Origin of the sequence: uncultured Algibacter sp. (assembly GCF_963976535.1) — a bacterium.
Classification (GTDB): domain Bacteria; phylum Bacteroidota; class Bacteroidia; order Flavobacteriales; family Flavobacteriaceae; genus Algibacter_B.
The window spans coordinates 22,390-47,314 of sequence record NZ_CAXBLF010000024.1; the positions used below are offsets into that span (position 1 = coordinate 22,390).

Sequence of the window (24,925 nt, forward strand, 5' to 3'; positions counted from 1 at the left end):
ACATCAATTAATCAATCAAAAAGCGTATCATATCAAATGAAAAGACTACTCTTATTCTGTGCTGTTTTATTTTCAATAACAGCAGTACATGCAACAGATCCAGACCCTGAAACTGACAAAACTGGTACTATATCAGGTAAGGTTTTAGACGCAACTTTAAAGGAGCCCTTACCATACGTTAACATCATTATTAAAAATACGTCTGGGAAAATTCTAACTGGAGGTATTACCTTAGACGATGGTACTTTTGAAATTAAAAAAATTATAGAAGGAAATATTATTGTAAGTGTTCAATATATTGGCTATAAAACCTATAATAAAGAAGTTAATATTGGCAAAGGAAACTACAAAGTAAACTTAGGAAATATTTTCTTAGAAGAAAAAGTAGAAGACTTAGATGAAATTACAGTTATTGCTGAAGTATCTACTATCCAACAAAAAGTAGATAGGAAAATCATAAATATTGGAAAAGACTTAGCAGAGTTAGGGACTGCATCTGAATTAATGACAGCCGTACCTTCGGTAAGTGTTGATGCGCAAACTGGAGATATTAGTTTACGTGGCAATCAAAATGTAAGAGTTATGGTAGATGGGAAATATTCAAACATTCCTACTGCTCAATTATTACAACAAATTCCTTCTACATCAATAAAACAAATTGAATTAATCACCAATCCATCAGCGAAATATAATCCGGAGGGGATGAGCGGTATTATTAATATAGTGCTACATAAAAATACAATGATTGGTTTTAATGGTAATTTTAATGCAGGAGTAAGACATCAAATAGAAGCAAAATTTAATAGTTCACTAGACCTAAACTATAGAAATGGAAAATTTAATATTTATGGTAGCTACGGAAACAGCATTGCAAAAAAACAAAATAATGGACTTATAAATCAAATTGCAAATAATTCATTTCAGACCCTTAGTTTATTTGATAATGACAAATCGCATCTATTTAAAGTTGGCGTTGATTTGTATTTAAGTGACAAAAACACAATTTCAGTTTTTACAAATCAAAATATCTTCAATGGCAAAAATTTAGCGACCTCTAATTTCGTGTTTATTGAGAACATGTCTAATAATCAAATTCAAATTAATGATGGCCTTAGAGAGAATAACTCATCACAATACAATTTTGATTACAAACTAGATTTTGATAAAAAAGGGCATAATATTGAATTAGAAATTGATTATAACATTTTTGATAATACCATTGAAACTGACAATATATTAAGTGGACTAAATATTAGACCAAGTTATTTAGAACTGACCAATACAGACAGAAATAATACTAGTATTGATCTAGATTATGAAAATCCATTGTCAGACAAATCTAAATTAGAACTAGGTTTACAAGCCAGATTATTTGAAAATAAAATTATTTATGAATCTGATGGTAGAGTAAGAAATCAAAGTGGAAATTACATACCAACATTTACTGATTTTGAATATAAGAGAAACATCTATTCTGCTTATGCCAGTTATTCGAAAAAGTTTGAAAAATGGACCTATCAATTAGGTCTTATAGCAGAAAGTGTAAATGTAGATGCTTTAGCTAATGAAACAGATTTAACAACTAATTTAGAAACAGGCATTCCTTTTAATAATGATTATTTTCAAATCTATCCATCTGCGTTCTTTACATATACACCTACCGATAAAAATTCTTATCAATTAAGTTATAGCAGAAGAGTTGACAGACCAGGTGTTGGTCAAGTAAATCCAATCCCGCGATGGAACACACCACTTGTTTCTGATTTTGGAAATCAAGAGCTAGAACCACAATTCACAAACTCCTTAGAAGCAAATTACACAAGGAATCTTAAAAAAGGTAGTATTACTGGAGGTGTATTTTATAGATTTATTGAAGATGAAATTAACAGAGCTGTTTTTGTTGATAAATCTGATTTAACATCAAATAGAATCATATTAACCTTTGATAATTTTAACAACACTACGGCTTATGGATTTGAATTATCAAGTAATTATAAACCAACCAAATGGTGGAGTTTAAATGCTAGTTTCGATTTATATTCTCAAACTCAAAAAGGTATTGCAGAACGTATTGATCCAACACTAATAAATCCAACAGAAAATGACATTATTTCTGAAACTGTTGAAGTAGATAATGTTATTTGGAATTTTAGAATATTCAACAGTTTTAAAGCAAATAAAAAATTAACTTTTACTGCTTTTGCAATGTACCGCGGAAAAGATACTGGTTTAAATTTTGAAGTTGACCCTATGTATTTTGTAAATCTAGGTGCCAGATATTCATTCTTAGAAGATAATAGAGCTACATTTAGTTTAAGCTTTAACGACGTTTTTGACACTCAAAAAATTGCAGTTGTGAGCGAAAGACCATTTTTACAAACCGCCAAATTCTCGCCAGAATTTAGAACTGTTTCTGCAAATATTTCATATAGATTTGGCGATGGAAAATATCGTGCTAAATCTCGTAAACGAAGAGATAATAATGAAAAATCTGGAGGCGGAGGGTTCTAAAAACAAAATTTAATAGCCTACATTATATTTGATGGTTAGTGTTTATGTAGGATTATTAAATAAGAAACCCCTAGGCATTATGTTTAGGGGTTTTGCTTTTTATTGCATCATTTATCATTAAAATGTTAAAAAATATGTTAAATTTTGATGTTATATATAATAACTTATAATAAACAACGTTTAACTAATGTACAATCTAACCAAAAAACGAAGTTTTAATTATTTAGAGTTAGTCGTCTACAAAAACAATATTCGTAATAAAGATTTGTATAATAAAAACTCGAAACTTGTTTCGAGTTTTTTTTTAACTGTTAACAAGCGTTAAATGTTATTTATTAATGAAATGTTATTCGAATTTATTCGTCTAACAGATTAAGATCCTTCACATTAGTGTTAGTTGAAGTTGATTAATAGCTAGAAAAACCCGAAACTTAAAAGTTTTGGGTTTTTTGTTTTAAAATACTAACTTATAAATGACATTCACGCTTTTACATTTTCTCTTAAACTATACTGATAGTGTGTATTAGTAATTATATATAACTACTGTTGAATTTTATCCAAAAAAAAAATTAAAATCTCCAAAGTCATCAAAACTTTGTTCTAAAACCATTTTGTTTGAATTGATTTCTAAAATTTTGTATCTCTCAAATAATTTTTTATCAAAAACTGTATAGCTTAATATTAAAGAATCATTACCTATATAATAAGTCCCTTTTATATTGTCGTGAAAATTACTGTTAATAATAACAATACTATCATTATTGAAAATATAAATTGTTGATAGAACTATCTCTTTTCCTTCCTCGGGTATTTCTGTATTTACATCTAGGTTTAATGGTTTGAATTCAGCCATTTCCCATTTACCAGCAATTTCTTTGTTTTTTGAGAATGAGTTACAGCTCAAAATCATAAAAACTGAAAGTATATAAATGAACTTTTTCATAACCTGTCATTAAACGAACTACATTTACGGACTTATTACCATTTAATAATGACACTTCCCCAAGTAAAGCCGCTACCAAAAGCCGCTAACACTACATTATCTCCTGGGTTTATTTTGCCTTCTTCCCATGCTTCGGTAAGTGCAATAATTATTGATGCAGCAGTGGTGTTACCATACTTCATGATATTATTAAAGACTTGGTCGTCTCGCAACCCAAACTTTCTCTGAATAAATTGTGCTATTCTGAGGTTTGCTTGATGAGGGATTAGCATGTCTATATCATCTTTCTGCAAGCCATTTTTCATTAAACCTTCCATAATCACCTCGCTAAAACGCACTACAGCATGTTTGAAAACAAAGGTACCATCCATGTATGGGAAGTACGATATGTCTTCTTCCTTTGATGCCATAATTTCTGGAACCCAATGCGCAATACTTGGCCCTTCTACAATCAATTTATCGGCGTATTTACCCTCACTATGTAAATGTGTTGATAAGATTCCTTTTGTTGTATCTTCTTCTCTTGATAAAATACAGGCTCCTGCTCCATCTCCAAAAATAACTGTTACACCTCTACCTCGGGTAGATTTATCCAATCCGTTACTATGATATTCAGCACCAATTACAAGAATATTTTTGTACATCCCAGTTTTTATAAATTGATCTGCTACGGATATAGCATACACAAAACCAGAGCATTGATTTCTAACATCTAAAGCTCCAATAGTTGGCATATCTAACAGGTCTTGAATTTGCACACCGCAACCAGGGAAATAATAATCTGGGCTCAGTGTTGCGAAGACAATAAAATCGATATCATCCTTAGTTAAACCAGAACGTTCAATGGCAATTCGTGCTGCTTTGGCTCCCATTACTGCCGATGTATCATCAGACCCTTCTGGAATCCATCTACGTTCTTGAATCCCTGTACGTTCTTGAATCCATTCATCGCTGGTGTCCATCATTTTAGATAAATCATCATTAGTCACCACATGGTCAGGAACGTATTTGCCTAGTCCTATTATTTTTGAATTATACATAATAATAAACATATTTTTTTATTTCCGAGAAGTCGGAAATCTATTTATTAGAATAACCAAAGTACAAAATAATACTATCAAAATCCAAAATTATAAAAATCCTAATTTCAGAAATTCATTTCAAAAATCAAAAATCGTTATGCAACAATCGTAAATCTTAATGTCAGTTTGTCATATTTCATCAATTGGCATTTTTGTTGACTATATAGTTTTAATAAATTGAAAATAAAATTAATCAGTTTTCCGCCTTCGCGGAAAAGAAAAACAAATACACACTCATGACAAAAGGAAACATTAATGTATCGGTAGAAAACATCTTCCCACTCATTAAAAAATTCTTGTACAGCGACCACGAAATATTTTTACGTGAGCTAATTAGTAACGCTACAGACGCCACATTAAAGCTTAAACACCTAACTCATGTTGGTGATACCAAAGTTGAATATGGTAACCCACAGATTGAAGTTAAAATTGATAAGGAAGGTAAAAAACTTCATATTATTGACCAAGGTTTAGGTATGACAGCCGAAGAAGTTGAAAAATACATCAACCAGATCGCTTTTTCTGGAGCTGAAGAGTTTTTAGATAAATATAAAGATTCTGCTACAGATTCAGGAATTATCGGTCATTTTGGTCTTGGTTTCTATTCAGCATTTATGGTTGCTGAAAAAGTTGAAATCATCACTAAATCTTTTAAAGATGAACCAGCTGCACATTGGACTTGTGATGGATCTCCAGAATTTACATTAGAACCTTCTGATAAAACAGAAAGAGGTTCAGAAATTATTCTTCATATTGCTGAAGATTCAACTGAATTTTTAGAAGAAAGTAGAATTAGTGAGTTGTTATTAAAGTACAACAAATTCATGCCAGTATCTATTAAGTTTGGAACTAAAGAAATAAACGATCCTGAGCACGAACCAAAAACAACAAAAGATAAAGACGGTAAAGAAACTACTGAACCGCATAAGCAAATAACTGTTGATAACATCATCAATAACCCAAATCCAGCATGGACAAAACAACCGGCTGATTTAAAAGATGAGGATTACAGCAGCTTTTACAGAGAATTGTACCCAATGCAATTTGAAGAGCCGTTATTCAATATTCACTTAAACGTAGATTATCCGTTCAATTTGACAGGGATTTTATATTTCCCAAAAATGTCGAACGATATGCAAATTCAAAAAGATAAAATTCAACTGTATCAAAACCAAGTTTATGTAACTGATAATGTTGAAGGTATTGTTCCAGAATTTTTAACTATGCTTCGTGGTGTTATTGACTCACCAGATATTCCATTAAACGTATCGCGTTCTTATTTACAAGCCGATGGTGCTGTTAAAAAGATTTCGTCTTACATCACCAGAAAAGTTGCCGATAAATTAAAATCGTTATTCAATAATAACCGTGAGGATTTTGAAGCCAAATGGAACGATATTAAAATTGTAATTGAATACGGAATGCTTTCTGAAGAAAAATTCTTTGAAAAATCAGATGCATTTGCTTTATACCCAACCGTTGATGGAACTTATTATACGTATGAAGAATTATTCAATAAAATAAAAGCGAATCAAACAGACAAAGATGGCAAATTAGTGATTCTTTACACCTCTGATAAAGAAGCGCAACACAGCTATATTGAATCAGCTAAAGCTAAAAATTACGAAGTTTTATTGTTAGATTCTCCAATTGTATCGCATTTAATTCAGAAGCTAGAAAGCACTAAAGAAAACATTACGTTTGCTCGTGTTGATGGCGACCACATTAACAATTTAATTAAGAAAGATGAAACAGCAATTTCTAAATTAGATGAAGATCAAACCAAAGCTTTAGATGAACTATTAAAAGAAGTTATTCCTTCTGATAAATTCATGGTACAATTAGAAGCTATGGACAGTAACGAATCACCATTTACCATAACGCAACCAGAATTTATGCGTAGAATGAAAGAAATGCAAGCCAATGGTGGCGGTGGCGGTATGAATATGTTTGGAAGCATGCCAGAAATGTACAACCTAGTAGTAAATACAAACTCTGAATTGGTTGGTGAAATTCTTGGTACCAAAACCAAAAAGAAACAAGAACGTTTAATTACGCAAAGTTTAGATTTAGCACGTTTATCTCAAGGATTATTGAAAGGTGAAGAATTAACCAATTTTATTAAACGTAGTTACGAGATGATTAAATAAGATATTTTGTCATTCCTCGAAGGAGGGAATCTCATAAATTAAAGCTATAAACATTTTCGCTTCCGCGGAACTATTATAGAACTCATTTAAACATTTTCAATTAGCTAAAAAATTGCCCTTTTGCACCTCTTTTTTGTCTTTTTTTCGTTCTGTAGCGATGCTCTGCAACTTAAAAAAACCTTCAAATAGTCACAAAATGACTAATTTTCGCTTTAATCCAAAAAGTTTAAATGAGTTCATAAACTCAAAACCACTTCGCATAAGCAGAGTGGTTTTTTGTTTAAATTGGAACTTGACTTTGCCAAAAAAATCAGCTAAATCCGTATAACAACTAAAAAAATTCATTGAAACAGAACTTTATCTTTGCATTAAGCGTAAGCTCGACAAGACCATTTGAATGTTGCAAAAATATATTGAGGTTAGCTTCGTTAACCTAGTCAATAGCTTTTTAGAGTAAAACCGAAAGTCAAAAATTTATCTTCTTGTTTTTGGTTTTCTATCACAATACTTTCATATGTATGTCGGTAATTTATTTTAAAGTTTAAATACTTCCAAATGGGTAGTTCTAAACCAACATCTGCTTGCCAACGAAAATTATTACCTTGCTCAAGAGAAGGCTGAAAATAAATTTCATGATTTAGAATTACTTTCCCTTTAAACACATGATATTTGCCGTTTACCCACATGGTACCTCGAAACGTATTGATAGATTGGTTTCCATCATACTCTGAATAGTTAAAGTTAGTTTTGGAAAAATTAGTCTGTTCATATTCACTTGAAATCGACAATTTGAGCCAATCCTTTTTTTTGTTCAGAATTTGAAAAGTGGCTCCTGCGCCTAACAGATAGCGCAAATCAATCTCTCTTCGAAAATTAGTGCTAACAAAACCCAATACAAACGGATATATTTTTCTCTCAGGATTAAGATATAAAAAGTTAAGACTTAATATATCTTCATCTGCCTTTTCCTTGCCAAACTCTTGAAAAACATAGGAGTTTTGGTTTTTAAAAACCCATTTCTTCCAAGGTTTAAAACTCAAATCTGATTTTGCTCTAAAAATCAAAGTTTCTACATTTCCGCCTTGATAGAATCCAGTTAAAGAAATACTTGCTTTTAAGCTTAGCGTATCACTTTCGTTGATTTGGGCTGAAAGAAAGATGGGGAAAAACAAGAGGTAACACAATAAATTTTTCATTCTATTTCACTATAAAATTACTTTTTTATAAGATGTCTGGATATACTTTAATTTTGAATTACAAACTGTATGTTTATTAAATATTTTATGCGGTCTAGGTTCAAGACACAAGTACATCACTAGGTAATTAGTGTCTGAACGGAAACACAGCAAAATTAAATTTGTTTCTTTTTGCGCCCTATCAGTTTATTTTTAATCGCTTGATACTAAGGTATCAACTCATAAAAACTAAACAAAAATGACATCAAAAATAATTCAAATTATAAAAATCGTCTGTTTCCGTCCAGACACTAATTAATTTGCAAAAATATTAAAAGTTTAGCTTTTTTCTTGGTTTAAACTTACTTTGTGTGTTGAATATAATTTTGAAGCGAGTATAAAAGAATGAAACTGAAATCGCAGAACACAAATAGCTGGTAAATCACATTGGAATATAACTGAATGAAAAAAGCCTAAGCACAAGACCTTATAAATTTAATTACTAGATCCTCGCCTAAACACAAAAATCCTTGCCGATTTTCTATTCGATTTTTATTTGCTCCATTAGTTACTTACACACGCAACTAACTATACACAAACGGTTAAACGAACATTCAAAAAAACACCTCTTAACACTCCCGAAACTTTCTGCCATTCAAAAAAAGATATCCCTATCTTTACGCCACATAAATTATAGATGACTTTCACATTACTTTCTTCACCATTACAGGGGTTTACAGATTTTAGATTCCGCAATGCATTCCATCACTATTTTGGCGGTATCGACACCTTTTATTCACCTTATATTAGGCTTAATGGCAAGTTTAAAATTAAAACCTCATATCAAAACGATTTACTACAAGAAAACAACAGCACTTTAGAGGTTATTCCACAAATTATAACAAACGATGCCGAGGAATTTTTGTTTGTTGCTAAGTATGTACAAAGCTTAGGTTATAATGAATTAAACTGGAATTTAGGCTGCCCATATCCTATGGTTGCAAAATCTGGTATGGGTTCGGGTTTAATTTGTAATCCTACAAAAATCAATAACATTTTAGAACGCGCACACAACGAAACTGATATTTTGGTATCCATGAAAATGCGCATGGGTTATGATAATGCCGAAGAAATTTTAGATGTTTTCCCTATTTTAGACGAATACCCACTAAAAAACATTGCTATTCATGCCAGAATAGGAAAACAACTTTATAAAGGCTCCGTAGATCTTGATGCTTTTGAACGCTGTATTACAAGTACCAAACACAAATTATATTATAATGGAGACATTACAAGTGTCGCTACCTTTAAAAGTATGCAAAAACGTTTCCCTACTTTAGACCATTTTATGATTGGTCGCGGTTTAATTACTGATCCGTTTCTACCACAAATGATAAAAAATGACACAACAGAATATCCTAAAAACCGCTGGGATATTTTTGAATCATTCCATAATACCATTTACACACAATATGACAACTATCTTTCTGGGCCTACGCCTATAAAAATGAAAATGTTAGGTTTCTGGGAATTCTTTTCGCAGTCATATTCTAATCCTCAAAAAACATATAAAGCTATAAAAAAAGCTAGTAATCCGCTTAAATACAAACAAGCGGTGAGTACTATTTTTTATAACGAACGTAAACTAAATAGCTGATTGTTTTCAAGCTCATTTTCATCTTAAAAAAACATAATCTAGTCAAATTTATTCTACTATATTTGCTCAAAAATTAAGATTATGAAAAACATAGTAATTGCTTTTGCGCTCGTTTTATTTACAGCTTGTGGTTCTGACGATGCAACCAAAGATTATACAGCAGAAAACGATCAAGAAATTCAAAAATATATTACCGATAATAATTTAACCGCACAAAAAAGCAGTTCTGGATTGTATTATGTTATTGATACTCCTGGAACTGGTTCACAACCAACATCTACAGATAATGTTACTGTTGCTTACAAAGGGTATTTTACCAATGGTTCAGTTTTTGACGAAAACCCTACTTTTAGTACCAACCTAAGAAACGTAATTAAAGGCTGGACGGAAGGTATTACCTATTTTAAAGAAGGTGGAAGTGGCATACTTTTAATACCTTCTAGTTTAGGGTATGGCAACAATGGTAGAAGTTCTATTCCGGGTGGCGCCGTACTTGTTTTTGATATTGAACTTATTTCAGTGAATTAAAAAATCTGAACAAATTTAGTGAATGATATTCAAAACCACTTTGTGAAAACGGAGTGGTTTTTTGTTTGAATTGCAACTTGACTTTGCCAGAAAAATTAGCTAACTTCGTTTTAACAATCAATAAAGTTCATTGAAACGGAACTTTATTTTTGCATTGGCAACAAGCTGAAAAACCGAAAATCAAGAAATGAAAATAATCCATTTTATTTTGTATATTATCAAGACCTTTCTTATTATATTTATTGGATTGATATATTTAATTGTTGCGACAATTGCTAGGTTTTTTAGTAAATGGATTTCTAAAAAGGTATTTACTAAATATCTTGATTTATATTTCAAATTATTTAATATTAATGTCCAATTCGAATATTCCGATAATAAACTCAAAGAGGCTAGGAATACAGTTTTTATCCTTTTAAATCAATACAGCTTCCTAGATTCCATGGTTGTTCCTATGATTCCAACGCGTAAGACCTTGGGAATTATTAACATAGAAATGGGATTATACCCAGTGCTAGGTTGGTTTTATCTTCTAACAAATTATGTTATTGTTAGACAATGGTCAAATCAGGCAAAAAACACTTTAAATAAAACAAATAATTTTCTTAAATCTGGTGGAAATATTTCCATGTCTATAGAAGGTAAAAGATCAAAAAACGGCATCTTAAATGAATATAAAAAAGGACCAGTTGTAATGGCCATTAATGCACAGGCAGATATTGTTCCATTTATTATAGAAGGAACTTTTGAACTCTTGCCTTATGGTTCATTATATGCAAAATCTGGTGATATAAAAGTAAAATTGTTGGATAAGATATCAACCAAAGAATGTCTTTACAAAGATAGAAATGAAATTATTAAAAAATTATTAATAGTAGCAAAAAAAAATGGACTGAAATGATGTTTTATTTTAGGACCAAAGCCAGTTGCCAACAAAGACGTGTATAGTAAATTGCTTGGTCTGTGTGTACTCGGAAAATCCTACGGATTTTCCTCTGGTTCGTTTTATTTTGCTAACTTAGTTCATGCCAACGCAACTTTCCATAGTGTGCCAAGAATCAGTCACAGCAATAAATTGACTGAATGCTGTAAATAAGATGATGGTAGGTCCATCGAAGTCGTTGTATAGGCGATGGCTTCAAACCGCCTAAAGGTGCTTTGATTAATAATCTTGGTACTGAGCGTTTAGGAGGATCTAATCCAAGAGGTGCAGGTGTGAATAAAAGAGTTGAACGAAAGTGAACCACCCGTGAGGTGTCGAGAAGTTGCTACATTCAGTCAAAAGCTACGAAGTATGATGCGGAGTGAAAAGTAGTGTTTGCGAAAACATTAATTACAGAAGTAACCTATTTATGTTCTGTAAGGCTGGCGTCATTCAGATGGCATAGCCTGCACTTGATGCGGGGAACTTTATTTAGGCTTATTTACGGAACTTGGGAAACTACATAACAATGCTAAGAGAAATGCACAATAAGAACAACTTAGAGGCAGAATATCGAAGTGTTATGTAGAGGCAGACTAACTCGTAGTAGTGATGAAATTTCTGTAATAGAAATGGAGCGAAGGGTTAGCTAGAATGTTTTATGTTTGGTCAACTTTTAGGAGGATGAACCTATATGTCGAACATTTTAGAAGAGCCGTATGATGCGAGAGTATCACGTACGGTTCTGTGAGAGGCTTGGGGTGAAACTCCCCTTGTCTACTCGATCACATAAACGTTAAACGAACCATTTGATTATCACCTCAACAAACATAGCAAAACCAACCACCATTATTTGGAATGGCAAAGAAGTCAAAACAGGCATCTACAAAAAGCCTGTAAATCAACCTATATTATTAGGAAATCAAATCGTTAAAAATGATGAAGTATCAGACAGAAAGCATCACGGTGGTGAGTTTAAAGCTTGTTATTTATTTTCAGAAGATCAATATGAGTATTGGCAGCGTTTATATCCAAATCTAGATTGGGAATTGGGCATGTTTGGTGAGAACCTGACTATTTTTGGTTTAAATGAAAAGGACATTTATATAGGTGATATTTATAAAATAGGTTCAGCACTTGTTCAAGTTACACAACCCAGAGAACCGTGCTTTAAGTTTGGAATGAAATTTGGCACCCAAGAAGTATTAAAACAATTTATTGACCATGGTTTCCCTGGAACTTATGTTCGCGTTTTGGAAACAGGATTTGTTAAAACTGGCGATACTTTGAAGTTGGTAGAAAAAGCTAAAAATAGCATTAGTACATGGCAGTTTTTTGATTTGCTTTATAGCAAAGAAAAAAACGCAGACCATATTAAATTAATTATGGATAATAAAGCTTTACCAAAACGAAAAAGAGATAAACTGAAATCTTTTTTATAGCAGTTATAGTTTAAACTCATACTTTTTTTGCTACTAATGCACGAATAAAACAAAAAGTAAGAGTTAAAACTAATAGCTGTTCTATTTTTAATATCCCTTTGAACTTGTTTATCATATCTTTGTGGCAAATTAAACTATAGATGTCTTTTAAAGATTTAAAAATAAGTAAACCCATTTTACGCGCTGTTGCAGAAGCTGGATATGACAACCCAACTTTAGTTCAAGAAAAAACCATTCCTCTTGTTTTAGACAAAAAAGATGTGATTGTTTCTGCACAAACTGGAACAGGAAAAACGGCTGCTTTTGCACTGCCTATTTTACAATCGTTAATAAATCAACAAGATGCTCCAAAAAAAGGAAAAACAATTAAAGCTTTAATTGTAAGCCCTACCAGAGAATTAGCAATTCAAATTGAAGAAAATTTTAAAACATATAGTTCTTATACTAATCTAAGAACTACGGTTATTTTTGGTGGCGCATCTATAGAACCACAAAAAGATGTATTGAAAAAAGGCGTTGATATTCTTATTGCAACACCTGGCCGTTTATTGGATTTACATAAACAAGATATGGTCAATTTAGATTATGTAGAAACTTTAGTTTTAGATGAAGCCGATTTAATGCTAGATATGGGTTTTATTGATGATGTAAGAAAGATTGAACGTTTATGTACTAGAGAAAAACAGATTCTTTTGTTTTCAGCAACGATTCCTCATAAAGTAGAGCAATTAGCTAATTCTATCTTAAAAACACCTGAGCGTGTTGAAGTGGCTCAAAATTCTTCTACATCAAAAAATGTTGCTCAGTTATTATATTTTGTTCCTAAAAAAAATAAAATTGAATTGTGTTTACACTTATTGCGACATACAATTAAAGGCAATATTATCATTTTCAGACGCACAAAGTTTGGAGTTGATAAATTGGAAAAAACACTGTTAAACAATGGATATAAAGTAGATAGTATTCATGGTGATAAAAGTCAGACAGGAAGGCAAGACGCCTTAACCAGATTTAAAAAAGGCGAAGCAAATATTTTAATTGCTACAGATGTGGCTGCTCGTGGTATAGACATTAATGATTTGGATGCTGTAGTAAATTTTGATTTACCTAACGTACCCGAAACCTATGTACATAGAATTGGAAGAACCGCCAGAGCAGGAAATACCGGAATGGCATATTCTCTTTGTTCTGCTGATGAAAAAGATTATATAAAAACCATCCAACAACTCATTCAAATACAATTGGATGTTATAGGAGACCATCCATACCCTTTAGACCCTAAAGCAAAACCCATTATTCACAAGTCTAAAAAAACAGGGAGCAAACATAGAAAAGGACGCAAAAGCGAAGCTTCTAAAAAGAAAAAGAAACGTTGGTACTAAAAGCCTGAAGTTAAAAGTCTAAATTTCAAATCGTTTATCGAAATGTTTTTTAAGTAAGGGTATTTGTATGCAAATCATCAATCCGAAAAACAGAACCGCATACGTAAACGATTTAGAAAGTGTTAAACTTGGTAAAATATCCAAATTTATATTTGAAAGCATCCTAAAATCCATAGACTGTATCCAATTTGAAGTTTCTATTTTGGTTCCAAAAAATAAAATATAGAATACTAATGACAAAATACCAAAACCAATTAAAATCCATGAGGTTTTGGAAATAAGTGGTTTATAAACCGTTGCTTTACTTTCTTGCAAGGCATTAACTCTAGACATTACGGAATCGGTAAAATTAAAAGAAGGACTTTCAATTGTAGTTTTCGTTATAACTTTTCTAGATAAATCATCTAGATATTTAGTTTCTTTATCTTCCATAATTTTCAATAATTTCTGGTTCTAACTGCGCCTTCATAATAGTTGCCAATTTCTTCCTGCTTCTAAATAATTTCACTTTTACATTATTAGGAGTTAATCCAATAACTTTTGAAATCTCATCTAAAGATTGGTCTTCAAAGTAATATAAAGTTAACATAAAAGCATCGTCACTTGGCAATTGTGCTAAACATTTCTGAATAGCTTGATTACGCTCTTCATTTTCTAATTGACTTAAAGCATTATCCATAGTTTTTACTTGATGTTCAGTAAATTCATCAATAGCAACATCATTAAAATGCTTTCTATTCTTTTTTAATCGATCTAAACTTGTATTGTAGGCTATTCTATAAATCCATGTTGAAAATTTTGAATCGCCTTTAAATCGGCCCATAGATTTATAGGCTTTTATAAAGGTGTCTTGAGACACATCTTCGGCTTCTTCCCTATTCTTCAACATTCGTAATGTTAATGTATATACTAAATCCTTATAACGGTCTACCAATATTGCAAACGCATTTGTGTCCCCATTAATAATTAAGTTAATATAGTGTTGGTCGTCGATGGTCATTTTGAAAGTAAGACGACTAAATAACTTATAAGGTTACAATAAATTTTAAAAAAATAATTAACTAAAAGTGTAACCAATATTAAAAGTGTGTCGTCATAAGCTATGTACACATTAAAAATAATCAATTAAAAACAAACAATTATGGGATCAGAATTAATCATTATACCAATTATATTTGGTGCAATTTTCGGCGTGTTTTATTTGTATTTTTCTACAAGAAATAAAGAGCGTTTAGCGCTTATAGAAAAAGGAGCCGATGCTAGTATTTTTGTAAAAGGAAAAGGGCACACAGCACCAATTTGGAAAGTACTTATTTTAAATCTAGCCTTACTCTTAATGGGTATTGGTGTAGGCGTATTTTTAGCTTCAATATTAGATCACTATACAACTCTAGATGAAGATGCAGTCTATCCTGCAACTATTTTTCTAATGGCTGGTATTGGTTTATTTATAGGTTTTAATATGACTAAAAATTTAGATAAAGAATAAGCACAAACTACAAATCAATCAAACTAATTAAAACTGCTTTCTCGATGAAGGCAGTTTTTTATTTTACAGTAAAATCAAAATAAGTATCTCGAAATGGTTCTCCATGAAGTGTAAAATGCCACCATTCCTTAGGGTAATTTCTAAACCCAAATTTCAACATAAAAGTTTGAAGCAATAGCCTATTCGCCTTTTGCTTCTCAGTAATATTTTCATTAGTAACCCAAGATTCTTCACCGAAAAAATCATAAGCACTTCCCATATCTAATGGAATGCTTGTATTACCATCAATAATAGTTAAATCTATTGTGCTTCCCCTGCTATGCCCAGATCTAGTAGCTATATACTCCTCTTTAAAAAGATTTCTCTTTTTAACGTTAGGATAAAACTTTTGTTTATTAATAGTATCATTCAAATCTCTAGCCCACTTTATAAAGTGATTTACAGCTTCTTGAGGTCTATAACCATCATACACTTTTAAACATAGATTTTGCTCTTGTAATGCTTCATGAACCAGTTTTAAAGCCCTAGCAGATTCTATAGTTAATATGAGCTTATTAGAATGATACCCCTCAATAGGTGTACCTACAAAGTTGTTTGGAGTAAAATAGCGAAGCTCTACATCTAAATCAGGAATAATATCTTCAACATATACAAAACCCTTTGGAAGTTGAGCGTAAAAATTAGAAAAAACCAGACAGATTAAAAAAGTTAAAGTATACTTCATTTTAATTTTGAATTACGCTAATTTAGAAAATAAAAGAATATGCTTTTCCAAAGTCCTATAAATTTAAATCTAAAAGATGCAGAAGTAACATACTATCCCAATTTCTTTAACATAAATGACGCAGATAATTATTTCACGAACTTATTGAAATATATCAAATGGAAACAAGACACTATAACGGTTTTTGGAAAAACACACTTACAACCACGCTTAACAGCTTTTTATGCTAATAATGAAAACACCTATAAGTACAGTAATATTGTAATGTTACCAAATGCATTTGAAGGTGGTTTATTAAAAATAAAGAATGAAATTGAAACTGAACTGAACATTAAATTCACCAGTTGTTTAGCAAATCTATATCGAGATGGCAACGATAGTAACGGGTGGCACTCAGATAATGAAAAAGAACTTGGGGAAAATCCAATTATAGCTTCAGTATCGCTAGGAGCCCAAAGAGTCTTTCATCTTAAAAATAAAACGGATAAAGCACTTAAAACAAAACTTATTTTACAACATGGAAGTCTTTTATTAATGCAAGGGGAAACTCAAACTAATTGGTTGCATCAAATACCAAAAACTAAAAAAAATATAGGAAAACGAATTAATTTAACATTTCGAATTATTGCATAAAAAAACCGAGTTCCCTCAAACTCGGTTTTCTTTCAATTTGCTTTTTATATTATGATGCTAGATTTGGGGTTTCCTTGTTTAACAACATAATGCAAATATTAATTAATTAATCCATTGAACTAAAAAGTGTGTTATTTAGTACACTCCAAATATATACTTATCAAACATATTTAAACGACTAAATACATTTAAAATCGATGAAATACATTAAATTTTAACATTTATAGATGACTTAATCGATATTATCGATGAAATGCATAATATTAACTAGTATCTATTCATAAAATATGATCTAAACAGCATAAAAAAAGCATCCTAAAATAGAATGCTTTTTTACTAACTAACCAACCAAAATATGAATTACAATTCTTAAGCTTAAAGTAACCACTCAATAAACTTTTATAACGAATGTAATTATGATTAATATATAACAATTTTTGTGCCAAAATTAAATCACAATAATATTTTTGTGATTTATTTAACACATTAATTCCAAAGTAAAATAGTATAAGCAACTAGTAATTCACATTTAATTGTTTGATATTTGTGCTTCTTTTAAAACGATTTTAAAAATTTATGAAAAAAATATCATTTCTGTTATTAGCTTTATTTATAATTGCTTGTGGTAAAGAGCAACATGATTTAACAGTAAAAGCCCATATTAAAGGCTTAAAAAAGGGAACACTTTATCTTAAAAAGGTTGAAGACACTACATTAGTTACCATAGACTCACTAGTTGTTAATGGTAATTCAAATATCGAATTACATAGTGATTTAGATAGTCCAGAAATTTTTTATTTATATCTTGATAAAAATAGTGCTGAAAAAGATAGAATTACATTTTTTGCTGATAAAGGCATTACAGAAATTAATACTACACTAAAAAACTTTGCTTTTGAAGTTGACATTAAAGGCTCTGAACAACAAAAAACCTTAGAAGAGTATTTTACTGTTATTTCTAAAATTAACAATAGAAACTTAGAAAATTTTAAAGAACAATTTGAAGCCCAAAAAGCCGGAGACACAGCTAAACTTACTCTTTTAAAAAAAGAAGGTAACAATACACTTAAACGCAAATATTTATATACTGTAAATTTTGCCTTAAATAATAAGAATAGCGAAGTTGCTCCTTATTTAGCACTAACAGAAATCTATAACGCTAGAATCGATTTATTAGATACCATAAATAAATCTTTAACACCTAAAGTTAAAGCTTCCAAATATGGAAAAGAATTAAACGCTTTTATCAATAAAATAAAAACCACAGAAACAAACAAATAAACTTCTTATTATAAGTACATGACAAACATTATTTTTGAGGAATAAACTACTCGCAATTTTCAAGATAACCAAGACCTCACAGGTTTTGAAAACCTGTGAGGTCTACGTAACGAAAAAGGCATAATATGCTATATGCATGTAGTTTATATTTCTGTTCTAAATTTTTGTAATGTATTAAACCTCTTACTATAAATAAATAAAAAGCCTTTTCCACACGGAAAGGCTTTTTTGTTTTTTAAGAGCCGATGGAGGGACTCCCTTCGACTGCGCTCAGGATAAACTTCTCGTCCCAAGTCAAAATCATGTTTTTACCTTTTTTTGACTTCCTGTTCGCTATTCAATATTTCAGAGCCGATGGAGGGACTCGAACCCACGACCTGCTGATTACAAATCAGCTGCTCTAGCCAGCTGAGCTACATCGGCGTTTTTAACGGGAGCAAAAATAATATTTGCAAGCACTCCATTAAAAATTTTATCCTAGTTTATTAATTTTCTCAATTAAAGCTCTTCCTTTTGTTTCTAACTCACTATTGATAGCTTTAAAATGTGCTTTTGCATTTTCAACATTTTTAGCATTTACCTTTACTATTAATTCATCAAAAGTTTCAATTGCCTCATCAATAATTGCTTCACTTTTCTTAGTGTCTTTGTCTGTATTAGAATATTCCCAAACGTAAACTGCTTCTATAATATCACCTAAAACGTAATTTATATCTTTTTTTAAATCTCTAACATTTGCCATTTTGTGTATTTTAAAATTTCAACAAAAATAAGTAATTAATTCATATAAAGATTCCCGCTTTCGCGGGAATGACAAATTTATTTGATCCATCAAAGCCTACTTTGATAAGTTTATTTTTAACTACACATAAACTTCTAATAGCGTAGCCTTTTTAGAATTAATTTCATAGTGTTCAACGGCTGCAGGCACCAATATGGTTTCTCCTTTTTTTATATTTTCAGAATGTTCATTATAAGTTATTGTCGCGCTGCCTTCAACACATATATAAATAATGAAAGAATCTTTATTATTTTCTTTTTTGAGAGTTGTTGTTACTTCCAAATAACTTGTTGTAAAATAAGGACAACTTACCATCTGATTTAATTGATTTTCTGTTTTAGAGTATGCAACTCTAAAATTATCTGGCATATTAAAATCAATAGCATCAATGGCCAAATCGTTATGAAGTTCTCTTTCATTACCATCATCATCAACTCGATCCCAGTCATAAACACGGTAAGTTACATCGCTAGTTTGTTGTATTTCTGCAAGCATAACACCTGCGCCAATGGCATGTAAACGACCAACTTCAATAAAATAGGTGTCTCCTTTTTTTACGGTATCAAAATTTAAAATTTCGGGAAGTGTTTTATCTTCAAGATGTTTTAAATATTTCTCTGAATCAACATTTTGATTAAAACCAACAATGAGTTTTGAATCTTTATCTGCTTGCATTACATACCACATTTCTGTCTTTCCAAATGAATTATGACGTTCTGCAGCTAATTTATCATTAGGATGCAACTGAATAGATAAAGCTTCTTTAGCATCTATAAACTTAATTAGAAGCGGGAATTTATTCTTAAAAATTCTATAATTGTGAATACCGATTAATTCTGAACCAAAACTTTCTAATAAATCTTTTAAAGATTTCCCTTTTAAAGCCCCATTAGAAACTATGGATGTATTATCATCAACATCTGTAATTTCCCAACTTTCACCACTATTTGGTAGATTAGATTCTTTATTAAGCAGTGTTCTTAATTTTTGTCCTCCCCAAATTTTTTCTTTTAAAATAGGAGTGAATTTTAATGGATATAATGTTTTGTTCATTTTTTAATTTCCTGAATAGGTTACAAAGTTGCGTGGCGTTTCATAAAGTGTAACTTCTAAAGTCAAATCTTTATCCAACTTTGGTTTGATTTTATTGTAAATGATTACCGCAATATTTTCAGCTGTAGGATTTAAGTCTTTAAACTCAGGGACTTCAACATTTAAATTTTTATGATCAAAAGCCTCTTCAACTTCACTTTTGATAATAGCTTTTAATACCTTCATATCAATTACATAACCTGTTTCCTTGTCAATTTCTCCAGTAACACTAAGAATAAGTTCATAGTTATGTCCATGAAAATTAGGGTTATTACATTTTCCGAAGATTTCTTCGTTTTTTTCAAAACTCCAATTTTTTCTGAACAATCTGTGGGCAGCATTAAAATGTGCTTTTCTACTAACGGTTACTTTCATTAAGATGCGATGTTTATATGTTCATAGAATTTATCAAAAATAACTTTAAACCATTCGGTGTATAACTCAGGATGTAATGATATATCAACCTTAATTTCTTCCAATGGCATCCATTTCCAGCTAGCAACTTCATCAATATTAATAGTGGGTTCAGTGTTGTATTTACCTAACAAAACATGATCATATTCGTGTTCCGTTAAACCATTATCAAAAGGCGCTTTATAAATGAATGAAATAGATTCTATTAAATCAACAACAAATCCCATTTCTTCAACTAAGCGTCTTTTTCCAGCTTCAACATTAGATTCTCCATCACGTTGATGGCTGCAGCAGGTATTAGTCCAAAGTCCAGGAGAGTGGTATTTATTAAGTGCTCTTTGTTGCAACATCAGTTCATTTTTATCATTAAAAATAAAAACCGAAAAAGCACGATGCAACAATGCCTTTTCGTGTGCTTCTAACTTAGGCATCAAACCTATTTGCTCATCCTTTTCGTTTACAAGGATAACTTTTTCTTCTTTCATCTGTTAATTTATATTTTTTATTTGGGTCAGATGTAATTCGTCAATAAACATATCGGTTGGTATCAACTTAATGTTATTTATCATTTCATAGTTGAGCAAAAATACAAACAAAATTACAACTTGGTAAATCTCATTTTAAATAAAAAAACACCTAAAATAAATTTAGATGCCTTTTAAGTTGATGGTTAGATATGTTAATTTTCAATCACAATAAATTCACTTCTTCTATTGGCTTGGTGTTCAGCCTCTGTACATTTTAATTTGTTTGTATTGTTACAACGATTAGTTAATCGTGTTTCACCGTATCCCTGTCCGCTTAAGCGTTCTGAGGAAATACCACCTTTCGTGATTATATAATCACGAGTAGATTTATTTCTTCTATTGGACAGCGCCCAGTTATAAGCATCTTTTCCTCTAGAATCTGTATGAGAGCGAACATCTACTTTTACATTAGGAAATTCCTTCATATAATTAATAACTTTTGCTAATTCAATTTCAGCATCAGGGCGAATAAACGATTTATCATAATCAAAATAAATAGGACTCAAATTTAGTAATAACGCTAAATCTGTACCTATTTTGGCTGCTTGAGGTTCTAATTTTAATTCTAAATTAAATTCAGGTTTTTCATTTGATTTTATTGAGAAATCGGTAAAATCATCTTTGTACTTTTCTTTTTTAGCCTCTACTAAATAGGTTCTGTCTTTACAACCCAAGCTAAAAGTAAATTTCCCAAAGTCATCACTTTTTAAAGACTGAAGTAGGTTTCTACTAGAATCATAAATAAACACATCTGTATTAGCTAAAATGTCTTGAGTTCTTTTATTTATTACAATTCCTGAAATAGCTTTAGTACAAGCTGGAATAACAAAACTATAGATATCATCATCCCCTTTCCCTCCTTCTCTATTAGAAGAAATATAGCCTTTTCTTGTAGTTTCATTAACAATATATCCAAAATCATCTTTAGGACTATTAATAGGTTTTCCCATATTGTGAATCATTGTCATTGACTCATTAAGTCTATCAATTTCAACTTTATAGACATCAAGCCCTCCTAAACCTACATGGCCATCAGATGAAAAATAAAGAATGCCTTTATCACTAACAAAAGGAAAATTCTCTCTGCCTTCAGTATTAATTTTTGCCCCTAAATTCACGGGTTCTCCATAAGTTCCATCATCATTTATATCCACTACAAAAATATCCGATGCACCTTGAGTACCAAACATATCTGAAGCAAAATATAGTTTTTTTCCATCGGCACTAAGTGCTGGATGCGCTACATTATATTCATCATTATTAAACGGTAAAGACTCAATATTTGCCCATACACTATCAACCAAAGTTGCTTTATAAATTTTTAAGCCATGAATGTTTTCACTATTCTTTTTGAACTTGCCTTTGAAAAAATTGTTTCTTGTGAAGTACGCTGTTTTGCCGTCTTTTGTAAAAGTTGTAGAAGACTCGTGGTATTTGGTATTTACAGCGCCATTTACTTCTTTAACAGTTCCATCTCCGTTTAATTCAAATAAATCTAAGAATGGTTGTGCATTCCAACTATAAATCTTTTCATCTACATCTCGTGATGATGCAAAAATTAAATGATCGTTGTAAGTTGATGTCCCAAAATCTGAAAACCCTGTGTTGATATCTAAATTTAATAATTCAAAATCACTAGACATTACATCAATAGCTTCAACATAATCTTGTTTGCTTAAAAACTCTCTAACTCTTGAGTCTTCTGGCCTTAGAGCTGCAAAATTTTTAAATGCCTTATCAGCATCTTTATACTTTTCTTGAGCCTTTAGTGATTGAGCATACCTAAAATAATTTTCAGGAGCCAATTGAATATTTAAATCCATTAACTTTTTATACCATCCCGAAGCATCTTTCATTTCACTATTAAAATAAAAGGCATTAGCCAGTTTTTCAATAACTTCTGGAGAAGCATCTGCTTTATTTGCTAATACTAAAAGTTGATTTCTCGATTCTATATAAGATAAGTTTTCATACTTTTTTATAGCACTTGAAGCTTTTGCTTTTTGTGCAAATGAACTGTTAAAAACCAAAGCACTTAGTATAGATAGTATATATATTGTTTTTTTCATATCTGTAATCTTTTAGAAGAATCTTGGTGATAAAATTTTACCTATTTGTTGTAATTCAAATCGCAACATAATTTCGTGAGTTCCACTGTTATAATTATTCAATGCAGTCGTAGTTGCATCATAAGCATAACCTAAAAACAAACCTGGATTAATTTGAAAGCCAACTAAACCACTTACAGAATCATCCCATCTATAAGCTAAACCTAAAGTGAATTTATCATTAAATAACGCATTAACTGATAGGTCCGCAATTAATGGTGCACCTGAAACACCTTTTACTAAAAATGCTGGTTTTAGCTTAGTATTATCACTTAAATCAAACACATAGCCACCAATTAGAAAATAGTGTAAACGTTCAGTTGCTATTGATTCTTGAAAATCATCGTAATATTCCGTATTCAAAATATTAGGAACTGATAAACCCAAATACCATTTTTCTGAATGCAGATACAAACCAGCTCCAAGAGTTGGTGATATTAAATCGATGTTCTCGTTAAATAATCTATCTGAGTTTTGAAAACGACCTTTGCTCCAATCGGTATCAAGAATATGTAGTCCTCCTTTAAGACCGAAAGACAGTTCCAAATCACCAGATTCATCGACTGGTATGGTATAGGATACATTAGCATCAATACTCGTTTCTTCTGCAGGTCCTAACTGATCGCTAACAATATTTAAACCTAAACCTATTCTTTCGTTTTTTAAAGGTGAATGAATACCAAAAGTTATAGTTTTTGGAGCTCCATCAATACCTACCCATTGTGTTCTGTACAATGCTGTTGCACTTAACACATTTCTTTGTCCAGCATAACCCGGATTTACACTCATTGTGTTATACATATATTGGGTGTATTGCGGGTCTTGTTGAGCTTGTGTTTCAAAACTTAATAGTGCAGTAAACACTACTAAAATTAAACCTTTTATGAATGATGATTTTTGTATCATTTTTTTAATCTTTTTTTAGTCGTTTACTTTATATTATCTGTTTATGTATAACCATCCTACTTTTGGTTTGGAACCATCTCCGAAGTCTAAAACATAATAATATGTTCCTACTGGTAGCTTTTCTGAGCTGTTAATTGTAGCTCTACCATTAGATGTTCCATCCCAATCATTATTGTATGCTCTCTTTTCATATACTTTATTACCCCAACGGTTATATACCTCTAACTTATTATTAGGAAAGTTTTCAATACAATTTATAATTAAAGTATCATTAACGCCATCTCCATTTGGAGAGAACTCATTAAAAATTAATAAACATCCTAGTTCAGTTATAGTAGGATCATCAGATGCGTTTCCATCTAAATCATCACCATCATCACTCGTATCTGTTACTGTCCCTGACGATCTTGTTGATGCTGTTGCAACAACACTGTTACTTACTCCTCCAGCATTTATAGCTGGCTGAGTAATTTTAAAACTCGCATAATAAGTAGCAGTTTCACCTACAAGAAGTGTTCCTTCAAAACTACCTTGATCTGCACTATCAAACACTGGTTCTTCGGTTAAAGAAATTATATTCCCATTGGCATCTAAGAATGAATCTACTAAAGTTATATCTGTTAAAACAATGTCTCCAATATTTTTAACTTCAATAGTATAAAAGATTTTATTATTTAATTCAGTTCCTGAAACATCAGCTGTTTTAGTTACTTCAATTATAGCTTCACAACCCGTTGTTATAGGATTACATGGGTCAGTTGGATCTGATGTTGGTCCACCCGTAAAGGTTGTTGGATCGTCTGGTGTACTCGGATCGTCAATGCCTGTAGTCTCCTCACAATCTGTTAAGCCATCACCATCGGTATCTGTAGTATTGATGCCGATTGGACTACACGGATCGTTTGGATCTGATGTTGGTCCACCCGTGAAAGTTGTTGGATCGTCTGGTGTGCTCGGATCGTCAATGCCTGTAGTCTCCTCACAATCTGTTAAGCCATCACCATCGGTATCAACGGTATTGATGCCGATTGGTAAACATGGATCATTCTCATCAAACGGTCCTGGATATGTTGTTGGATCTTCTGGTGTCGATGGATCATCGATACCTGTAGTCTCCTCACAGTCTGTTAAGCCATCACCATCGGTATCAACAGTATTGATGCCGATTGGTAAACATG

General features: G+C 31.3%; 23 protein-coding genes and 1 tRNA gene. 10 read left to right on the forward strand and 14 right to left on the reverse strand.

Going from position 1 to position 24,925, the window contains the following annotated elements; genetic code table 11:
• Positions 1-36 precede the first annotated feature (36 nt).
• Entirely contained in the window at positions 37-2,511 is a 2,475-nt protein-coding gene (locus AAC024_RS08495; RefSeq protein ID WP_339894857.1) for a TonB-dependent receptor, read from the forward strand.
• A gap of 553 nt (positions 2,512-3,064) precedes the next feature.
• Here the strand turns inward: AAC024_RS08495 and AAC024_RS08500 are convergent.
• Together AAC024_RS08500 and AAC024_RS08505 are read right to left on the reverse strand one after the other, a co-directional pair.
• The gene (locus tag AAC024_RS08500) at positions 3,065-3,454 is read right to left on the reverse strand and encodes a lipocalin family protein (RefSeq protein ID WP_339894858.1); all 390 of its coding nucleotides are present in this window, start codon (positions 3,452-3,454) and stop codon (positions 3,065-3,067) included.
• A 35-nt stretch (positions 3,455-3,489) separates the two neighbouring features.
• Positions 3,490-4,494: a beta-ketoacyl-ACP synthase III gene (locus AAC024_RS08505; protein ID WP_339894859.1), complete on the reverse strand. Its 1,005-nt coding sequence runs from the start codon at positions 4,492-4,494 to the stop codon at positions 3,490-3,492.
• A 278-nt stretch (positions 4,495-4,772) separates the two neighbouring features.
• Here AAC024_RS08505 and htpG point away from each other — a divergent pair, with 278 nt between their 5' ends.
• Entirely contained in the window at positions 4,773-6,686 is a 1,914-nt protein-coding gene (htpG, locus tag AAC024_RS08510) for a molecular chaperone HtpG (protein ID WP_339894860.1), read from the forward strand.
• A gap of 437 nt (positions 6,687-7,123) precedes the next feature.
• Here the strand turns inward: htpG and AAC024_RS08515 are convergent, their stop codons facing one another.
• A complete protein-coding gene (locus AAC024_RS08515) occupies positions 7,124-7,882 on the reverse strand; it encodes a DUF481 domain-containing protein (protein WP_339894861.1) in 759 nt (252 codons plus the stop codon).
• A gap of 676 nt (positions 7,883-8,558) precedes the next feature.
• Here AAC024_RS08515 and AAC024_RS08520 point away from each other — a divergent pair.
• The 5 genes from AAC024_RS08520 (at position 8,559) to AAC024_RS08540 (ending at position 13,792) form a co-directional block, all read left to right on the forward strand.
• On the forward strand, positions 8,559-9,518 hold the full coding sequence (locus AAC024_RS08520; protein ID WP_339894862.1) for a tRNA-dihydrouridine synthase family protein: 960 nt from the start codon (positions 8,559-8,561) through the stop codon (positions 9,516-9,518).
• A gap of 81 nt (positions 9,519-9,599) precedes the next feature.
• Positions 9,600-10,046 (forward strand): FKBP-type peptidyl-prolyl cis-trans isomerase, encoded by a 447-nt coding sequence (locus AAC024_RS08525; RefSeq protein ID WP_339894863.1) that lies wholly within the window; start codon positions 9,600-9,602, stop codon positions 10,044-10,046.
• A 187-nt stretch (positions 10,047-10,233) separates the two neighbouring features.
• Positions 10,234-10,947, forward strand: coding sequence for a lysophospholipid acyltransferase family protein (locus AAC024_RS08530; protein WP_339894864.1), 714 nt, complete (start codon positions 10,234-10,236; stop codon positions 10,945-10,947).
• 830 nt (positions 10,948-11,777) lie between these two features.
• Entirely contained in the window at positions 11,778-12,410 is a 633-nt protein-coding gene (locus tag AAC024_RS08535; protein ID WP_339894865.1) for an MOSC domain-containing protein, read from the forward strand.
• A 140-nt stretch (positions 12,411-12,550) separates the two neighbouring features.
• Positions 12,551-13,792: a DEAD/DEAH box helicase gene (locus tag AAC024_RS08540; protein ID WP_339894866.1), complete on the forward strand. Its 1,242-nt coding sequence runs from the start codon at positions 12,551-12,553 to the stop codon at positions 13,790-13,792.
• A gap of 18 nt (positions 13,793-13,810) precedes the next feature.
• Here AAC024_RS08540 and AAC024_RS08545 read toward each other — a convergent pair whose 3' ends face one another.
• Together AAC024_RS08545 and AAC024_RS08550 are read right to left on the reverse strand one after the other, a co-directional pair.
• Positions 13,811-14,224, reverse strand: a complete 414-nt coding sequence (locus tag AAC024_RS08545) for a hypothetical protein (RefSeq protein ID WP_339894867.1) — start codon at positions 14,222-14,224, stop codon at positions 13,811-13,813.
• Positions 14,214-14,792 (reverse strand): sigma-70 family RNA polymerase sigma factor, encoded by a 579-nt coding sequence (locus tag AAC024_RS08550; RefSeq protein WP_339894868.1) that lies wholly within the window; start codon positions 14,790-14,792, stop codon positions 14,214-14,216. The genes AAC024_RS08545 and AAC024_RS08550 overlap by 11 nt, the downstream gene beginning before the upstream one ends.
• 141 nt (positions 14,793-14,933) lie before the next feature.
• Here AAC024_RS08550 and AAC024_RS08555 point away from each other — a divergent pair, with 141 nt between their 5' ends.
• Entirely contained in the window at positions 14,934-15,281 is a 348-nt protein-coding gene (locus tag AAC024_RS08555; protein ID WP_339894869.1) for a DUF6249 domain-containing protein, read from the forward strand.
• 58 nt (positions 15,282-15,339) lie between these two features.
• Here AAC024_RS08555 and AAC024_RS08560 read toward each other — a convergent pair whose 3' ends face one another.
• On the reverse strand, positions 15,340-16,005 hold the full coding sequence (locus AAC024_RS08560; protein ID WP_339894870.1) for a M15 family metallopeptidase: 666 nt from the start codon (positions 16,003-16,005) through the stop codon (positions 15,340-15,342).
• Between the two features lie 39 nt (positions 16,006-16,044).
• Here AAC024_RS08560 and AAC024_RS08565 point away from each other — a divergent pair, with 39 nt between their 5' ends.
• Both AAC024_RS08565 and AAC024_RS08570 read left to right on the forward strand, forming a co-directional pair.
• A complete protein-coding gene (locus tag AAC024_RS08565; RefSeq protein WP_339894871.1) occupies positions 16,045-16,638 on the forward strand; it encodes an alpha-ketoglutarate-dependent dioxygenase AlkB in 594 nt (197 codons plus the stop codon).
• 576 nt (positions 16,639-17,214) lie between these two features.
• Entirely contained in the window at positions 17,215-17,919 is a 705-nt protein-coding gene (locus tag AAC024_RS08570; protein ID WP_339894872.1) for a DUF4369 domain-containing protein, read from the forward strand.
• Positions 17,920-18,268: 349 nt separating this feature from the next.
• Here AAC024_RS08570 and AAC024_RS08575 read toward each other — a convergent pair.
• The 8 genes from AAC024_RS08575 to AAC024_RS08610 all read right to left on the reverse strand — a co-directional run.
• Positions 18,269-18,342, reverse strand: a tRNA-Thr gene (locus AAC024_RS08575).
• A gap of 49 nt (positions 18,343-18,391) precedes the next feature.
• Positions 18,392-18,661 (reverse strand): hypothetical protein, encoded by a 270-nt coding sequence (locus AAC024_RS08580; protein ID WP_339894873.1) that lies wholly within the window; start codon positions 18,659-18,661, stop codon positions 18,392-18,394.
• Positions 18,662-18,781: 120 nt separating this feature from the next.
• A complete protein-coding gene (locus tag AAC024_RS08585) occupies positions 18,782-19,753 on the reverse strand; it encodes a type I phosphomannose isomerase catalytic subunit (protein WP_339894874.1) in 972 nt (323 codons plus the stop codon).
• A 3-nt stretch (positions 19,754-19,756) separates the two neighbouring features.
• Positions 19,757-20,167 (reverse strand): 6-carboxytetrahydropterin synthase, encoded by a 411-nt coding sequence (locus tag AAC024_RS08590; RefSeq protein WP_339894875.1) that lies wholly within the window; start codon positions 20,165-20,167, stop codon positions 19,757-19,759.
• A complete protein-coding gene (gene idi / locus AAC024_RS08595; protein ID WP_339894876.1) occupies positions 20,167-20,691 on the reverse strand; it encodes an isopentenyl-diphosphate Delta-isomerase in 525 nt (174 codons plus the stop codon). Before idi ends, AAC024_RS08590 begins: the two co-directional genes overlap by 1 nt.
• Positions 20,692-20,885: 194 nt before the next feature.
• Positions 20,886-22,802 (reverse strand): OmpA family protein, encoded by a 1,917-nt coding sequence (locus AAC024_RS08600; RefSeq protein ID WP_339894877.1) that lies wholly within the window; start codon positions 22,800-22,802, stop codon positions 20,886-20,888.
• A 12-nt stretch (positions 22,803-22,814) separates the two neighbouring features.
• A complete protein-coding gene (locus AAC024_RS08605) occupies positions 22,815-23,747 on the reverse strand; it encodes a type IX secretion system membrane protein PorP/SprF (protein ID WP_339894878.1) in 933 nt (310 codons plus the stop codon).
• Positions 23,748-23,780: 33 nt separating this feature from the next.
• Positions 23,781-24,925: gliding motility-associated C-terminal domain-containing protein (locus AAC024_RS08610; protein ID WP_339894879.1), on the reverse strand; the 1,145-nt coding region annotated here is incomplete at its 5' end.

Coding starts and splice junctions, on each gene's coding strand:
- AAC024_RS08515 (WP_339894861.1), bottom strand. CDS start 7,882: ATGAAAAATTTATTGTGTTACCTCTTGTTTTTCCCCATCTTTCTTTCA.
- AAC024_RS08580 (WP_339894873.1), bottom strand. CDS start 18,661: ATGGCAAATGTTAGAGATTTAAAAAAAGATATAAATTACGTTTTAGGT.
- AAC024_RS08565 (WP_339894871.1), top strand. CDS start 16,045: ATGCTTTTCCAAAGTCCTATAAATTTAAATCTAAAAGATGCAGAAGTA.
- idi (WP_339894876.1), bottom strand. CDS start 20,691: ATGAAAGAAGAAAAAGTTATCCTTGTAAACGAAAAGGATGAGCAAATA.
- AAC024_RS08555 (WP_339894869.1), top strand. CDS start 14,934: ATGGGATCAGAATTAATCATTATACCAATTATATTTGGTGCAATTTTC.
- AAC024_RS08560 (WP_339894870.1), bottom strand. CDS start 16,005: ATGAAGTATACTTTAACTTTTTTAATCTGTCTGGTTTTTTCTAATTTT.
- AAC024_RS08585 (WP_339894874.1), bottom strand. CDS start 19,753: ATGAACAAAACATTATATCCATTAAAATTCACTCCTATTTTAAAAGAA.
- AAC024_RS08495 (WP_339894857.1), top strand. CDS start 37: ATGAAAAGACTACTCTTATTCTGTGCTGTTTTATTTTCAATAACAGCA.
- AAC024_RS08600 (WP_339894877.1), bottom strand. CDS start 22,802: ATGAAAAAAACAATATATATACTATCTATACTAAGTGCTTTGGTTTTT.
- AAC024_RS08550 (WP_339894868.1), bottom strand. CDS start 14,792: ATGACCATCGACGACCAACACTATATTAACTTAATTATTAATGGGGAC.
- AAC024_RS08500 (WP_339894858.1), bottom strand. CDS start 3,454: ATGAAAAAGTTCATTTATATACTTTCAGTTTTTATGATTTTGAGCTGT.
- AAC024_RS08525 (WP_339894863.1), top strand. CDS start 9,600: ATGAAAAACATAGTAATTGCTTTTGCGCTCGTTTTATTTACAGCTTGT.
- AAC024_RS08570 (WP_339894872.1), top strand. CDS start 17,215: ATGAAAAAAATATCATTTCTGTTATTAGCTTTATTTATAATTGCTTGT.
- AAC024_RS08520 (WP_339894862.1), top strand. CDS start 8,559: ATGACTTTCACATTACTTTCTTCACCATTACAGGGGTTTACAGATTTT.
- AAC024_RS08605 (WP_339894878.1), bottom strand. CDS start 23,747: ATGATACAAAAATCATCATTCATAAAAGGTTTAATTTTAGTAGTGTTT.
- htpG (WP_339894860.1), top strand. CDS start 4,773: ATGACAAAAGGAAACATTAATGTATCGGTAGAAAACATCTTCCCACTC.
- AAC024_RS08530 (WP_339894864.1), top strand. CDS start 10,234: ATGAAAATAATCCATTTTATTTTGTATATTATCAAGACCTTTCTTATT.
- AAC024_RS08590 (WP_339894875.1), bottom strand. CDS start 20,167: ATGAAAGTAACCGTTAGTAGAAAAGCACATTTTAATGCTGCCCACAGA.
- AAC024_RS08505 (WP_339894859.1), bottom strand. CDS start 4,494: ATGTATAATTCAAAAATAATAGGACTAGGCAAATACGTTCCTGACCAT.
- AAC024_RS08545 (WP_339894867.1), bottom strand. CDS start 14,224: ATGGAAGATAAAGAAACTAAATATCTAGATGATTTATCTAGAAAAGTT.
- AAC024_RS08540 (WP_339894866.1), top strand. CDS start 12,551: ATGTCTTTTAAAGATTTAAAAATAAGTAAACCCATTTTACGCGCTGTT.